The following is a 14384-nucleotide window of genomic DNA, read 5'->3' on the forward strand; positions in this document are numbered from 1 at the left end:
TGTCCCAGTCTTTTTTACTGAGGATTTTTTGGGCATTTTTTTATACCATCCAGTTAGGAAAGAAAATAGTTAAAAATCCTTTCTCATGCTTCATTTTCCCTATCTTTCAGCCTTTTTTAAGAAAAAATTCAGTCCTGTTTAAGTAAAAATCTATATGATAATGCTATTCAAGTGAAAGGATGTGTATAGGATGACTTGTAAGCTGCATTAGCTTCTTGTTTGATAGAAACAGATTGAAAAATTAACAAAAGAAAGAAGGAAATAGATTTAATGGATATGGAAAAAATGATTGTTGTAGAAAAAAGTACTAAATGGTGGCTGACGGTTGCAACGGGTGGTGCTCTAGCAGTCGGACTTCTGGGTGGCTTTGGTCTTGCGACAGCTATTCACGGTACAAATAGTCAGCAATCAGCTATTCAACAGCCAGCTACTATGCCTGGAGCACCGGAGCAGGGGCAGAATGGCCAGGATGCAGGAAATGGCATGCCACCACAGCCAGGTCAGAATGGTCAAAATGGCGGACCGGGTAATGGCATGCCTCCGCAGGATGGTGGTCCAGGACAAAACGGTCAAGACCAAGGAATGCAGCCTCAAGACGGCCAACAGTCTGATAATGACAAGAGTAAGAATTCTTCTGCTCAGCAAAATGACAACGGGAAGAAAAACAAGAAAAAGTCTTCAACGAACACAAATGAACAATCGGACAAGAACAATAATAAGTCGACAAAAGAAAATAAAACGTCGCAGTCGTAGAAAAAACTTACTGATTTTGACCCAAGTCATGATATAATAAGAATAGCAAATAAAACAAAAATCAAAAGACATAATCTTGGAAAGTTTTATTGGAGGAAAGAAAAATGATTAAAATTCTATTGGTAGAAGATGACCTTGGACTGTCAAACTCAGTTTTTGATTTTTTGGATGATTTTGCAGACGTAATGCAGGTTTTTGATGGCGAAGAAGGTCTATATGAAGCAGAGAGCGGTGTTTATGACCTCATCTTGCTGGATCTCATGCTGCCCGAGAAAGATGGTTTCCAAGTGCTTAAAGATCTCCGGGCAAAAGGAGTCACAACCCCTGTTCTCATCATGACAGCTAAGGAAAGCTTGGATGACAAAGGACATGGCTTTGAGCTCGGCGCTGATGACTATCTGACAAAACCTTTCTATTTGGAAGAACTGAAAATGCGGATCCAGGCGCTCTTGAAACGTGCTGGTAAATTCAACGAGAATACTCTTTCTTATGGTGATGTGACGGTCAATCTATCCACAAATTCAACATTGAAAGACGGTAAAGACGTTGAGTTGCTTGGTAAAGAGTTCGACCTCTTGGTTTATTTCCTGCAAAATCAAAATGTAATCTTGCCTAAGACCCAAATTTTTGACCGTCTGTGGGGCTTTGACAGTGATACCACTGTTTCCGTTGTTGAAGTGTACGTTTCCAAGATTCGTAAAAAACTGAAAGGAACGGCATTTGCGAAAAACCTACATACTCTTCGTAGTGTCGGCTACATTTTAAAAGATGCTGAATAAAATCAAGAAGACCTTTTATGCGGATGATTTCTCTTATTTCATTCGCTATTTTGGGTTGTTTACATTAATCTTCTCAGCCATGACCTTGATTATTATTCAGGTCATGCGCTCCAGCCTTTACACATCAGTTGATGAAAATCTGAAAAACCTGAGTAATGATCCTAGTTCGGTTGCTGATTTGGCCTATCGGACGACAGGTCAGCAGTCTGATCCAAGCAATAAGGTCAATACTAAAAGTCCTAAAAGCAGTAAAGAGCCAGATGGCGATTCAGATGAAGAGCCTAAGCCTAACAATCTAACGACGCCAAATTTTAGTTCTAATACTTTTGCCCTGCTTTTGGATGATAATTATAAAAATATTTCCACTAGTAAAAGCGATGGCTTTCTGGACTTTAATTCCTTGGACTTTAACAAGTCCTATCTGAATCAGATTAAGGAAATTGTGATTGGCAACAGCTTTGGCCAGACAGAAAGCTACCGGGCTTATCTCTTTGATATTGACCCTAATAATGAATATCCAGATATCAAGTATGCTGTGGTCATGACTAGTATCAGCCAGTTGGAGCAGACCAGTGGTAAGCATGAGCAACTGATTGCCATGGTTATGGTCAGCTTTTGGGGTATTTCCCTGATTGCTAGTATTTATCTGGCTCGGATGAGTGTTAAGCCCTTGCTGGAAAGTATCCAGAAGCAGAAGGCTTTCGTGGAAAATGCCAGCCATGAGCTGCGGACACCTTTGGCTGTTTTGCAGAGCCGCTTAGAAACGCTCTTTCGTAAGCCTGAAGCTACAATTATGCAGAGCAGTGAAAATATTGGTTCTAGCTTAGATGAAGTACGTAATATGCGCTTGCTGACGACTAATCTGCTCAATCTGGCTCGTCGCGATGATGGCATCAAACCTCAATATGGTGAAGTCGAACCAGAATTTTTTGATACGACCTTTGCTAATTACTGCATTATCGCAAGGGAAAATAAAAAAGCTTTTCATTCAGAAAATATGATCAAGACCCCTATTGTGACAGATCAAATTTTCCTCAAGCAGCTGATGACCATCCTATTTGACAATGCTATCAAGTACACAGATGATGACGGCGAAATCAGTGTTATGGCTGCCTCAACCGATCGTTATCTCATCTTTCGGGTGGCGGACAATGGTCCTGGCATCAGCAATGAAGATAAGAAGAAGATTTTTGATCGTTTTTATCGGGTGGACAAGGCTCGGACCCGTCAGAAAGGTGGCTTTGGTCTGGGGCTTTCTCTGGCCAAGCAGATTGTCGATGCTTTCAAGGGCACTATTTATGTCAAGGACAACAAACCAAAAGGTACGGTCTTTGAAGTTAAACTGCTATTGAAGGAAACGAAAAAGCGCTCTGTTAAATAGCGGGAGAGAGGCCTAATATGAACATTTTGGTTTATGGTGCTGGCACAATCGGTTTGACATACGCTTGGTTACTGTCTAATCAACATCAAGTTACTGTCTTAGTTAGAGAGCATAAGCTGTCGACTTTAGAACAAGGCTTCACACTTTCTATTAAAGATTTAAGGAAAGATGAACAGGTCTATAAAGAACATCATTTCCAGCCGCCATTGGTGACGAGCATTGCTCAAGACTATGACTTGATTCTCTTAACGGTAAATAGTTTGCAACTAAAGCAGGCATTGAATCATTTGGCGGCTATAAAGGAAAAAGCTCATATACTTATTTTACAGAATAACTGGAATATCAACTCCAGGATTCCTTCTTATTTGGATAGAAAGCAGGTGTCGTTAGCTTTTCCTTCTTCTGTTGGAGGAGGGCGAAAGAGTGATGGTCGGATTCAAGCTATCATTTTCAAAGAAGCTACGTTACTTGATGATGATTCTTACATATCAGAGTTGTCTCCTATCTTTACAGCTAGTGGGATAGGCATTGATGCTATGCCTGACTTGGCTTCTTGGATGAAGGTTCACTGCCTTCAGGAGGCGGTAATGGCAGGTGCAGTTGCAGAAGCGGGGACTTTTGATGCACTCTTGAAAGATAAAAAAGCAATTCGAAAGATGATTTGCGCTTGGCGAGAAGGTTTAGAACTCTGTTAGCGATATGGCATTCCTAAACATCGTTATAAACCTACTAAATATCTATCCCTGCCCCTATTTCTCTTGGTTCCAGTAATGAAGTTCATGTTGAGTCAGCCTTTGGTCACCGAAATGGTCACAAATCACATGCATTCAGGCTATGCCGAGTGGGTTGATCAATATTTTGAAATCAAAAGAAGTGCTGAGAAAGAAAGCATTCCCATGCCTCAATGGAATTCGTATAACGACTTCATTGAACATTTTTTGAAAAACAATTCTTAGCAGGCCTTATTGGCTTGCTTTTTATCTGGTATCTATTTACTTTTTTAAAAATTTAATATAAGTTTTGCTCAAAATAGGGTATAATAATAAACAAGAAAGAATGAGGTGAAATTATGGCATCAAAAATGTTACATACTTGTTTGCGTGTGGAGAATTTGGAAGCGTCTATCGCTTTTTATGCAGAGGCTTTTGGTTTTAAGGAGCTTCGTCGCAAGGATTTTCCAGATTATCAGTTTACTATCGTTTATCTAGGTTTGGAAGGCGATGATTATGAGCTGGAACTGACCTATAACTATGACCATGGTCCTTATGTGATTGGGGACGGTTTTGCTCATGTGGCACTTAGCACGCCAGACTTGGAAGGTCTGCATGCTGAGCACAAGGCTAAAGGTTATGAAGTGACAGATCCAAAGGGTCTTCCTGGTAACCCGCCTAATTATTATTTTGTAAAAGATCCTGATGGCTACAAGGTGGAAGTCATTCGTGAGAAGAGTCTTTAACATCTAGCTGCAGTTAATTTTGCAAGATAAATGATGATTTTTATTCATTTAGGACAGGTGTATGAAAAGACAAAATAACAAGAAACACGGCAAGAAAACACTCATCGTTCTCAGCTTGCTAGCTTTAGCTTTTGTTGCTGCTCTATTTCTGGGTGCTGTAAAGATTTATGCTATTTTTCAGGAAAAGGAACTGCAAGAGAAAGTTAGTGTGCTGATTGCCCAAGAAGAGACCTTCCACGCTGAAAATACTGAAAAGCAGAGCAAGATGATTGGCAGTCACTACGTAGAGGCCTTTTATCCTCTGCTGGATGGTCAGGTTATGGCAAGTGTCAAGGAGCAGATGGACGCAGATAGCCAGACGATTAAGGATAATCAGAAGAAGGGTGATAAGATTGAAGAATTGACCTTCTACTATGCTGAGGAAAAAGAAACGAGCCTGAAGGACGTCAAAGAAATACTGGTGCATCGCAAGGACTATCATGTCAAAGAGATGAAAATCAGTAAAGGAGAAGAACGGGAAGTTGCTGACAGCTATCTCGGTGCAGACGGCAGCCCTTTCACTCTGGATAAGATCTTTCAGGATCCTGATGCAGCTAAGGAAATCTTCATCAACGAAATATCCAGCCAGCTGACCTTTAGACAGGCCGATGAGGCGGTGCAGACGGAAATTCTCAACACCCTCAATGGAACGGAGTTGGGTCAGTGGTCCTTCCGTTATGAATACAGCCATTTTTCTATTAAGCTGAGTAAGGAAGTGCAAGGCTTAACCAGCATTGACATTCCTCTATCCAGCTTTTATGACCAAATCAATGCGGACTATCTGACCGGCGATGACTTGGAAGCTTATCAGAGTTTTGAAGCTAAGAAGCATGTGAAGATGGTTGCTCTGACCTTTGATGACGGTCCAGATCCTAAGACAACACCGCAGGCTCTGGATATCCTTAAGAAATACGGTGCCAAGGCGACCTTCTTTATGGTTGGGCAAAACATTGCTGGTAATGAAGCGATTGTCAAGCGCGTGCACAATGAAGGTCATCAGATTGGGATTCATACATGGGACCATCCAGTCTTAACCAAACTACCTCTGGAGTCAGCCCAAAAAGAAATCCTTGATACCCAGACCGCTATTAACAATGTCATAGGCATCAAGCCAACGATTACGCGGCCCCCTTATGGAGCTATTAATGCTACAATTCAAAATTCGGTTGACCAGTCCTTTATCATGTGGAATGTGGACAGTCTAGACTGGAAGACACGCAATACTAAAGCTATCATGCAAGAGATTGCCAAAACCCAGCCAGGCTCGATTATCCTCATGCATGATATTCACCAGACCAGTATTGACGCTCTGCCAAGTGTCCTCGAGTATCTAAAGAGTAACGGCTATACTCTGGTGACGGTCGATGAGCTGCTGGAAGGTCAGCTGGAGCCACATCGTATTTATTACGGCAGAGACTAAGACGATCCTTGGGGTTAGATTTTTGAAATTCTTTTTGGTAATGAGTAAAAGCAAAAAGCTTTGGAAATATGAGATTTCCAAAGCTTTTTTAGTTTAACTCGTTACATAAAGTTCTTGATTTTTTAGTACAATTTCGCGAACAGAAGCGTATTTTTTTAATGTTTTCAGCTCTTCTGGATGGCTGATAAAGGTAATGACATAGCCTTCCTTGCCCATGCGGCCGGTTCGCCCAGAGCGATGGGTGTAGGTTTCTAAATCGCGTGGAAGCTCATAGTTGACGACGCATTCTAGCGAGTCAATATCAATGCCGCGAGCAACCAAGTCAGTGGCTAGCAGGAGAGTAATCTGGTGTTCTTTGAACTTATCCAGAATCACCTTCCGGAACTTAACATTGACATCACTGGCAAGAGAAACGGCGTTGGCTTCACGATACTGGAGTTTTTCCTCGGCACTGCCTAGGTCTGACAGAGCGTTGAAGAAGACCAGTCCGCGGAAATCTTCAACATTGGATAACTTGCGGAGCAATTCCACCTTATCACGTTTTTCGACTTGCATGTAAAAGTGCTGGATGTTGTCCAAAACTTGGTCGTCAATGCTGATTTCTAGAGTATTTTCAGCAATCTTATCGTGGTCGAACTTAGCGGTGGCGCTCATATATACCAGCTGGTGGTCACGAGGCGCATAGTGGGTGATTTTATCTACAAAGTGATACTGAGAATCGCTGAGCAGCTGGTCAAATTCATCTAAAATGATGGTTTCGACATTCATCATCTTGATTTTCTTGAGCTTGACCAACTCGAAAATTCGCCCAGGCGTTCCGATGATAATCTCCGGACCTTTCTTAAGGCGCTCGATTTGTCGCTTCTGACTGGAACCGGAGAGCAGGAGCTGGGCTGTCAGCCCTAAAGGCTCCGCCCAAGTCTTGCAGACCTCAAAAATTTGTCCAGCCAACTCAGTATTAGGAGCTAAAATCAATAGTTGTTGGGCTTTTTTAGGTGTCAGCCTGAGCAGACTGGGAAAGAGATAGGCCAGAGTTTTGCCAGTACCAGTCGGACTGATTCCCAGCACCGTATCACCTGCAGAAATAGGCTCAAACATCTTCTCTTGAATAGCTGTCAAATCTTCAAAGCCAAGCTGAGCCAGCTGATTTTGCCAGCTCGGGGGAAATTGTTCCTTAATCATCATCAACCTCAAATCTAATGCCAGCGTCCTTGCGCATAGCAAATAAGCTTTCGTGAACAGCCGCTGCCGCATCCAGCCATTTCTCATAAGCTACATCCTGTCCGCCCTTGAGCACTCGCGCGAAAGCCTGAGCTTCTTCCAGCATGGTGTGTGAAGTACGCTGGATAGGCAGCACCTCCTCTTGACCGTCCAGACTTTGGAAAATAGCAGAGCTGATAAATTCAATCCCGTCTAAAGTGAGAGTTCCCTGATCGGTGTAAATCTCTGCAGGCAGATTGCTGTTTATATTTTTACCGGCCTGAATCTGAACTTGAAAATTTGGATAGATAAGACAGCCAGCTCCATTTAAATCAATCGTATTGGCTAGCTGCTGGGCGCTGTAGAGAGCGAAGCGCGGATGGCCGAAAAGCCTGATAGCCGCATAGACTGGATAGACACCCAAGTCCATCAAAGCGCCGCCGGAAAACTTAGCTGAGAAAACATTTGGCTGCTCTCCCGCAAGCAGAGCTTGCATTTTTGAAGAATACTTGGCATAGGTGAAGTTAGCTCCCCAGACGGTCTTGTCCTTGAGAAAATCACTGATCGTATCAAAGGCCTGCTCATGATAGTTGCGGGCAGCTTCAAAGAGATAGACTTGATGCTCGTCAGCAAGCTTGACCAATTCCCGCCATTCTTTAGGACGAGAAACCGCAGGCTTTTCGACAATGACGTGTTTACGAGCCAGAATAGCTACCTTGGCATGCTTGAAATGCAGGCTGTTGGGACTGGCGATATAAACAACATTGATATCAGATGACAGAAAATCCAGCATTTCAGTAAAGATGGCTGTATTTTCATAGTTTTGCACAAAGCGCTCGGCAGAAGCCAGAGTCCGAGAGTAAACAGCTGCTAACTGATAGTCGCCTGTTGAGTGAGCGGTCTTGATGAACTCATGAGAAATAGAACCTGTTCCGATGATTCCAAGTTTGAACATAAAAACCTCCTTTTTTCTATTTTTAAGCATGTACTTTTTTTTATTTTAGCTCTTTCATTATAACATGAATTGCGGTAAAATAGATAAGATAACAAGAGATGGAGCTTATAATGCAAAATAGACCTATTATTATTGGTGTGACTGGTGGTTCCGGAGGCGGAAAGACCAGCGTTTCTCGAGCAATTTTGGCTAATTTTCCAAACGAAAATATTGCCATGATTGAGCATGACTCCTACTATAAGGATCAGACGCATCTGACTTTTGAGGAGCGGGTGAAGACCAACTATGACCATCCTTTTGCCTTTGATACGGACCTGATGATTGAGCAAATCAAGGAGCTCTTGGCCGGTCGGCCAGTGGATATTCCTACTTATGACTATACGGAGCATACCCGCAGCAAAAAGACCTATCGTCAGGATCCTCAGGATGTGTTCATCGTTGAGGGGATTTTGGTCTTAGAGGATCAGCGCCTGCGGGATTTGATGGACATTAAGATCTTTGTAGACACAGATGATGATGTTCGGATTATCCGCCGGATTAAGCGGGACATGGAAGAGCGCGGACGCAGTTTGGATAGTGTTATTGAGCAGTATTTGGGTGTCGTTAAGCCTATGTACCATCAGTTCATCGAGCCGACCAAGCGCTATGCGGATGTCATCATTCCAGAGGGAGCTTCTAATAAGGTGGCTATTGACCTGATTACGACCAAGATTGAAAAAATCCTTAAGGAAGCCAGAGAAGGCTAGGAAAAGTAATCTTCTGACACTGCCATTTCAGCATATGAAATAAGGATGCGAAAGTATTCAGCTTTGGCTCTGCTAAAAGCAGCAGCCGTAACATTTTAAAACTCAATTCAGTAAGGGGAAGTGGACGGACTGAAATCTAGGGATTTCGGAGTCTGGTCACTCCCTTATTTTGTAGGTGGTTTATGAAACAATTTGTAAAAAGAGAGTTTCACTCTCGTTCAAAATTTTTTGCCTGCCTCTTGACCTTTTGTGCAGGATTTATCGATGCTTATACCTTCATTGAGAGGGGAGGAACCTTGGTGGCAGGTCAGACGGGAAACGTTGTTTTCCTTTCGGTTGAGCTCATCAATCAGGAGACAAGAGGAATCGAAGTGAAATTGGCAACTATGCTAGCCTTTATGCTGGGGATTTTTCTGATGACTGTTTTTCAGCATCATTTTGAGCATTCTTGGCGCAGGCTGTCCAGTGTTTTTCCTTTAATATTGACGACAGCTGTCGCTGGATTTTTACCAGCAAATGTGCCCCATCTCTATATTGTGCCGCCACTGGCTTTCTGCATGGGCCTGGTTGCGACGGCTTTTGGCGAGGTGGATGGCATTGTCTATAACAACTCCTTTATGACGGGGAATATCAAGAAAACCATGGTAGCTTTTGGCCACTATGCTCGAAACAAGAAAGGGAAAGATTTGAAAGAAGGCCTTTTCTTTGTAGCCTTATTAGCAAGCTTTGTAGTCGGAGCCATCATCTCTACCTATCTGATTCAATTTTACCTCTTGAAGACCATCTGGCTTGTTTCCCTAATTTTAACAGCCTTTCTCCTTTTCCGAGGTGTTCAGTATATGAGGAGATGAAGAAAGTAGAATGAATCATGCTACGATTCCTGAAAAAAATAGAAGAAGCAAAGTTACCTTACTTCCTTTTTCTCGTATTTATAGTTTTAAATCCACAAAAATAATCCAGCATATTAAAAATTTTCAGAAAATATCGACTTTTTCTTGACAGGTTTATGATACTGTGTTAAAATACTAAACAATAAGAAACCATCTCAAAAAGGAGTTAGTCAAACATGAAGTCAACCCAATCTTCAAACTTTGCTTTGTTGTTGCGTTACTCGGGCTAGTGCAAAAGCATTAGTCCTGTTTGGCTTACCAAGCGGGAGTAAATCAACATCTCGCTTGTTCCTCAAGTGAGATGTTTTTTATTTCACCTATCTTACCTCAAGCTCTGATGAGGAAGAAATGGATTCTAAAGGAGCGACGGGAGTGGGGCTACATCTTGATTTTTCTGAAATCGATTTGTCTTATACCGTCTCAGTCATTGAACACGACCTAGAAGTTGGGGAAGAATTTCTCCTAAATGGTCTATGTATCTTAGAAAAGGAGTTGTCTATGACACGCAAAGTTGAGTTTTTTGATACCAGCCTCCGGGATGGCGAGCAGACACCAGGAGTGAATTTCTCTATCAAGGAGAAGGTGGCTATTGCTAAGCAGTTAGAGAAGTGGGGTATTTCAGTCATTGAAGCCGGTTTTCCTGCTGCGAGTCCAGATTCTTTTGCGGCGGTGCAGGAGATTGCTAAAGTCATAACAAAAGCTTCTGTTACTGGGCTAGCGCGTTCGGTCAAGTCCGATATTGATGCCTGCTATGAAGCGCTCAAGGATGCCAAGCATCCACAGATTCATGTCTTCATTGCGACCAGTCCTATTCACAGAGAGTTCAAGTTGAAAAAGTCCAAGGAAGAGATTTTAGAAGCGGTGAAAGAGCATGTCTCCTACGCGCGCTCCAAGTTCGATATAGTCGAGTTTTCACCAGAGGATGCGACAAGAACAGAGCTAGATTTCCTTTTTCAGGTGGTACAAACAGCAGTTGATGCAGGTGCAACTTATATCAATATTCCAGACACAGTCGGCTTTACCACGCCAGAAGAGTTTGCAAATATTTTCGACTACCTAGTGGCAAATGTGACTTCTGATCATAAGGTGGTATTTGGTGTTCATTGCCATGATGACCTTGGTATGGCAACGGCTAATACTTTGACGGCTATCAAGCACGGTGCTGGTCGTGTTCAGGGAACTATCAATGGAATCGGTGAGCGGGCTGGAAATGTAGCGCTGGAAGAAGTTGCAGTTGCCTTAGAAATTCGTCAGGACTATTATCAGGTTGAGTCGGATATCGTCCTTAATGAAACCATCAACACTTCTGAGCTGGTGTCCCGCTTCTCAGGTATTCCAGTGCCTAAGAACAAGGCAGTCGTTGGTGGCAATGCCTTCTCTCATGAGTCCGGTATCCATCAGGATGGTGTTCTTAAGAATCCACTGACCTATGAAATCATCACACCAGAGCTGGTTGGAGTCAAGAGCAATTCACTGCCGCTCGGTAAACTGTCTGGCCGCCATGCCTTTGTCGAAAAACTCAAAGAACTGGCTCTGGACTTTGCGGAATCTGAAATCAATGATCTCTTTGCTAAGTTTAAGGTCTTGGCTGATAAGAAAAATGAAGTCACGGATGCTGATATTCGGGCTCTGATTGCCGGAACGACCGTCGAAAATCCTGAAGGCTTCCACTTTGATGATCTGCAGCTGACGACCAACGACGACCATACTATCACAGCGGATGTGCAGCTGGTTAATGGCGACGGCGAGACGGTCAGCTGTGTGGCAGAAGGTAAAGGAAGCGTTGAAGCCATTTTCAATGCCATTGACCAATTCTTTAACCAGTCTGTCCAGCTTTTATCTTATAACATCGAAGCGGTGACGGATGGTATCGACTCTCAGGCTCGCGTCTTGGTAGCTGTTGAAAATACGGATACAGATACGATTTTCAACTCCTCTGGCATTGATTTTGATGTTCTTAAGGCTAGTGCCATTGCCTATATCCATGCCAATACCTTTGTGCAAAAGGAAAATGCCGGTGAAATCGGCCATCAGGTATCCTACCGCGATCTGCCTGCAAATAATTAGAAGGAAGCGACTATGACAAAAGAAATTGTAGCTCTGGCGGGTGATGGTATCGGCCCAGAAATCATGGAATCCGGTCTCCAAGTACTGGCTGCTGTTGCGGACAAGTTCGGTTTTACTTATCATATCACGGAGCAGGCTTTTGGAGGTGCTGGTATTGATGCGGAAGGTCATCCTCTGCCTCAGTCAACTCTAGAAGCGGCCAAGAAGGCGGAAGCTATTCTCCTAGCAGCTATCGGCAGTCCTCAGTATGATAATGCACCGGTTCGGCCGGAGCAAGGCTTGCTCGCTCTGCGGAAGGAGCTTGAACTCTATGCCAATATCCGTCCGGTTAAGATTTTCGATGCTCTTAAGCATTTGTCGCCTTTGAAGGCAGATCGAATTGCTGGCGTGGACTTCGTGGTCGTGCGTGAGCTGACTGGTGGGATTTACTTTGGTGAGCATATTTTGGAGGACAGATCTGCGCGTGATATTAACGACTACAACTATGAAGAGGTGGAGCGGATTGTCCGTAAGGCCTTTGACATTGCGCGTGGTCGCAGAAAGCGCGTGACCAGTATTGATAAGCAAAATGTACTAGCAACATCCAAACTCTGGCGTAGAGTAGCAGATGAGGTGGCCAAGGATTATCCAGACGTGACCTTGGAGCACCAGCTGGTGGACAGCGCTGCGATGCTCATGATTACCAATCCTGCTAGGTTTGACGTTGTAGTAACGGAAAATCTCTTCGGGGATATTCTATCAGACGAGTCCAGTGTTCTGTCAGGGACGCTGGGAGTTATGCCATCAGCCAGTCATTCGGCTGCAGGCCCCAGCCTTTACGAGCCTATTCATGGTTCAGCTCCCGATATTGCGGGGCAGGGTATTGCCAACCCTATCAGTATGATACTTTCTGTAGCCATGATGTTACGGGATAGTTTTGCAGAGTTAGAAGCTGCAGAAGCGATTGAAGCAGCAGTCGAGAAGACTTTGGCTCAAGGGATTTTAACCCGAGATCTTGGCGGTCAGGCAGAAACAGCTCAAATGACGGAGGCAATTATTAAGAACTTATGAAATGGATATTAACGGGTATTTGCCTGCTATGGAACCTTATCGTCTTCCTGCTTTATGGCTGGGATAAGCGAAAGGCTAAGAAAAATCACTACCGTATTCCAGAGAAGACTTTGCTCTTGGCAGCTTTGGCAGCCGGAGGTTTGGGCGCTTTATTAGGCGGTCGCCTCTTTCATCACAAGACCAGAAAATGGTATTTCTGGTTGGCTTGGATTTGCGGAATAATAGTGGAAATCGGAATTTTGTATTACATATGGAGAAGCTAGTATGGCTGGAAAATCGATTTTTGATAAGCTTTGGGAAAGGCATCTGATAACAGGTGAAGAAGGCCAGCCCCAGCTTATGTATGTGGATCAGCATTATATTCATGAAGTAACCAGCCCTCAGGCTTTTCAAGGCCTTCGAGATGCAGGGCGCAAAGTTAGACGGCCGGATTTGACCTTTGGAACCTTTGACCATAATGTTCCTACGGTCAATATCTATGATATTCGGGATGTGATTTCCAAGGCTCAGATTGATAAACTTTCTGAGAATGTCAAGGATTTTGGCATCGAGCATGCGTCTCACGGATCAGAGTTGCAGGGGATTGTCCATATGGTTGGACCCGAAACAGGCAAGACCCAGCCAGGCAAATTCATCGTCTGCGGTGACAGTCACACGGCCACTCACGGTGCTTTTGGTGCCATTGCTTTTGGAATCGGTACTTCGGAGGTGGAGCATGTCTTTGCTACGCAGACCATTTGGCAGGTTAAGCCTAAGAAAATGTTGGTCAAATTTACCGGAGTGCCACCGAAAGGTGTCTATTCTAAGGACTTTATCTTGGCTTTGATTGCCCGATATGGTGTGGCTGCAGGTGTCGGTCATGTGGTTGAATATGCTGGTGATGCGATTGAGCATCTGACCATGGAGGAGCGCATGACCATTTGCAATATGTCCATTGAGTTTGGCTCTAAGATGGGCATTATGAACCCCGACCAGAAGACTTATGATTACGTTCAAGGGCGGCCGGGCGCTCCTAAGGACTTTGAGGCGGCGGTGGCTGATTGGAAGACTCTAGTCAGTGATCCTGATGCTGTCTATGATAAGGTCATTGAGATTGATGTTTCCCAGTTGGCACCTATGGTGACTTGGGGAACCAATCCTTCTATGGGAGTTGAGTTCGGCGCGACTTTCCCTGAAATCCGTGATATGAACGACGAGCGGGCTTACAATTACATGGACCTCTCACCGGGTAAGAAAGCAGAAGATATTGACCTAGGTTATATCTTTATCGGATCCTGTACCAATGCCAGACTCAGCGATTTGCAGCTGGCAGCTAAGTTTGTCGCTGGCAAGCATATTGCTCCCAATCTAACAGCTATCGTCGTGCCAGGCTCTCGTCCGGTCAAGCGGGCTGCTGAAAAGATGGGACTGGATAAAATTTTCATGGATGCGGGCTTTGAGTGGCGTGATCCGGGTTGCTCCATGTGTCTGGGAATGAATCCAGATAAGGTGCCAGACGGAGTCCACTGTGCTTCGACTAGTAATCGGAACTTTGAGGATCGTCAGGGATTTGGTGCTAAGACCCATCTTTGCAGTCCAGCTATGGCAGCAGCGGCAGCCATTGCCGGGCACTTCGTAGACGTCCGCCAACTACCGGAGGTCCAGTAAG

Annotated in this window: 13 protein-coding genes and 1 pseudogene; 12 read left to right on the plus strand and 2 right to left on the minus strand. The window is 44.0% G+C overall.

Features of this window, described 5'->3' with window-relative positions; translation table 11 throughout:
• The first annotated feature begins 270 nt into the window (after nt 1-270).
• From SSV_RS04315 to SSV_RS04340, 6 genes and pseudogenes are all read left to right on the plus strand, one after another.
• On the plus strand, nt 271-753 hold the full coding sequence (locus tag SSV_RS04315) for a hypothetical protein (protein ID WP_072073823.1): 483 nt from the start codon (nt 271-273) through the stop codon (nt 751-753).
• 104 nt (nt 754-857) lie between these two features.
• Nucleotides 858-1532, plus strand: coding sequence for a response regulator transcription factor (locus SSV_RS04320; RefSeq protein ID WP_002895755.1), 675 nt, complete (start codon nt 858-860; stop codon nt 1530-1532).
• Complete coding sequence (locus tag SSV_RS04325; RefSeq protein ID WP_072073824.1) at nt 1522-2913, plus strand: sensor histidine kinase; 1392 nt, start codon at nt 1522-1524, stop codon at nt 2911-2913. Before SSV_RS04320 ends, SSV_RS04325 begins: the two co-directional genes overlap by 11 nt.
• 17 nt (nt 2914-2930) lie before the next feature.
• Nucleotides 2931-3869: pseudogene (locus SSV_RS04330) on the plus strand (ketopantoate reductase family protein).
• A gap of 113 nt (nt 3870-3982) precedes the next feature.
• Nucleotides 3983-4369, plus strand: coding sequence for a lactoylglutathione lyase (gene gloA, locus SSV_RS04335; protein ID WP_002895748.1), 387 nt, complete (start codon nt 3983-3985; stop codon nt 4367-4369).
• A gap of 61 nt (nt 4370-4430) precedes the next feature.
• Complete coding sequence (locus SSV_RS04340) at nt 4431-5828, plus strand: polysaccharide deacetylase family protein (RefSeq protein WP_072073825.1); 1398 nt, start codon at nt 4431-4433, stop codon at nt 5826-5828.
• A 93-nt stretch (nt 5829-5921) separates the two neighbouring features.
• Here the strand turns inward: SSV_RS04340 and SSV_RS04345 are convergent, their stop codons facing one another.
• Nucleotides 5922-7013 carry a DEAD/DEAH box helicase gene (locus tag SSV_RS04345; protein WP_176693557.1) on the minus strand — a complete coding sequence of 364 codons (1092 nt, stop codon included), beginning with the start codon at nt 7011-7013 and terminating at the stop codon, nt 5922-5924.
• Nucleotides 7003-8013, minus strand: coding sequence for a Gfo/Idh/MocA family protein (locus SSV_RS04350; RefSeq protein WP_072073827.1), 1011 nt, complete (start codon nt 8011-8013; stop codon nt 7003-7005). Before SSV_RS04350 ends, SSV_RS04345 begins: the two co-directional genes overlap by 11 nt.
• An 80-nt stretch (nt 8014-8093) precedes the next feature.
• Here SSV_RS04350 and udk point away from each other — a divergent pair, with 80 nt between their 5' ends.
• The 6 genes from udk to leuC all read left to right on the plus strand — a co-directional run bounded on the left by udk (nt 8094) and on the right by leuC (nt 14383).
• A complete protein-coding gene (gene udk, locus SSV_RS04355) occupies nt 8094-8729 on the plus strand; it encodes a uridine kinase (RefSeq protein ID WP_032907433.1) in 636 nt (211 codons plus the stop codon).
• 182 nt (nt 8730-8911) lie between these two features.
• Nucleotides 8912-9580 (plus strand): YoaK family protein, encoded by a 669-nt coding sequence (locus tag SSV_RS04360; protein ID WP_072073828.1) that lies wholly within the window; start codon nt 8912-8914, stop codon nt 9578-9580.
• 537 nt (nt 9581-10117) lie between these two features.
• Nucleotides 10118-11686, plus strand: a complete 1569-nt coding sequence (locus tag SSV_RS04365) for a 2-isopropylmalate synthase (protein WP_176693558.1) — start codon at nt 10118-10120, stop codon at nt 11684-11686.
• A gap of 12 nt (nt 11687-11698) precedes the next feature.
• Entirely contained in the window at nt 11699-12736 is a 1038-nt protein-coding gene (leuB, locus tag SSV_RS04370) for a 3-isopropylmalate dehydrogenase (RefSeq protein ID WP_072073830.1), read from the plus strand.
• Nucleotides 12733-12999, plus strand: coding sequence for a DUF1294 domain-containing protein (locus tag SSV_RS04375; protein WP_060976803.1), 267 nt, complete (start codon nt 12733-12735; stop codon nt 12997-12999). The genes leuB and SSV_RS04375 overlap by 4 nt, the downstream gene beginning before the upstream one ends.
• A 1-nt stretch (nt 13000) precedes the next feature.
• Nucleotides 13001-14383 (plus strand): 3-isopropylmalate dehydratase large subunit, encoded by a 1383-nt coding sequence (leuC, locus tag SSV_RS04380; protein ID WP_072073831.1) that lies wholly within the window; start codon nt 13001-13003, stop codon nt 14381-14383.
• The last annotated feature ends 1 nt before the right edge of the window (nt 14384 follow it).

This window comes from Streptococcus sanguinis (assembly GCF_001078705.1).
In the GTDB taxonomy this organism is placed as follows: domain Bacteria; phylum Bacillota; class Bacilli; order Lactobacillales; family Streptococcaceae; genus Streptococcus; species Streptococcus sanguinis_D.

What these genes read in the sequence shown, in the direction of transcription:
- SSV_RS04315 (WP_072073823.1), top strand. Translation starts at nt 271, where the DNA reads ATGGATATGGAAAAAATGATTGTTGTAGAAAAAAGTACTAAATGGTGG.
- SSV_RS04320 (WP_002895755.1), top strand. Translation starts at nt 858, where the DNA reads ATGATTAAAATTCTATTGGTAGAAGATGACCTTGGACTGTCAAACTCA.
- SSV_RS04325 (WP_072073824.1), top strand. Translation starts at nt 1,522, where the DNA reads ATGCTGAATAAAATCAAGAAGACCTTTTATGCGGATGATTTCTCTTAT.
- gloA (WP_002895748.1), top strand. Translation starts at nt 3,983, where the DNA reads ATGGCATCAAAAATGTTACATACTTGTTTGCGTGTGGAGAATTTGGAA.
- SSV_RS04340 (WP_072073825.1), top strand. Translation starts at nt 4,431, where the DNA reads ATGAAAAGACAAAATAACAAGAAACACGGCAAGAAAACACTCATCGTT.
- SSV_RS04345 (WP_176693557.1), bottom strand. Translation starts at nt 7,013, where the DNA reads ATGATGATTAAGGAACAATTTCCCCCGAGCTGGCAAAATCAGCTGGCT.
- SSV_RS04350 (WP_072073827.1), bottom strand. Translation starts at nt 8,013, where the DNA reads ATGCTTAAAAATAGAAAAAAGGAGGTTTTTATGTTCAAACTTGGAATC.
- udk (WP_032907433.1), top strand. Translation starts at nt 8,094, where the DNA reads ATGCAAAATAGACCTATTATTATTGGTGTGACTGGTGGTTCCGGAGGC.
- SSV_RS04360 (WP_072073828.1), top strand. Translation starts at nt 8,912, where the DNA reads ATGAAACAATTTGTAAAAAGAGAGTTTCACTCTCGTTCAAAATTTTTT.
- SSV_RS04365 (WP_176693558.1), top strand. Translation starts at nt 10,118, where the DNA reads ATGACACGCAAAGTTGAGTTTTTTGATACCAGCCTCCGGGATGGCGAG.
- leuB (WP_072073830.1), top strand. Translation starts at nt 11,699, where the DNA reads ATGACAAAAGAAATTGTAGCTCTGGCGGGTGATGGTATCGGCCCAGAA.
- SSV_RS04375 (WP_060976803.1), top strand. Translation starts at nt 12,733, where the DNA reads ATGAAATGGATATTAACGGGTATTTGCCTGCTATGGAACCTTATCGTC.
- leuC (WP_072073831.1), top strand. Translation starts at nt 13,001, where the DNA reads ATGGCTGGAAAATCGATTTTTGATAAGCTTTGGGAAAGGCATCTGATA.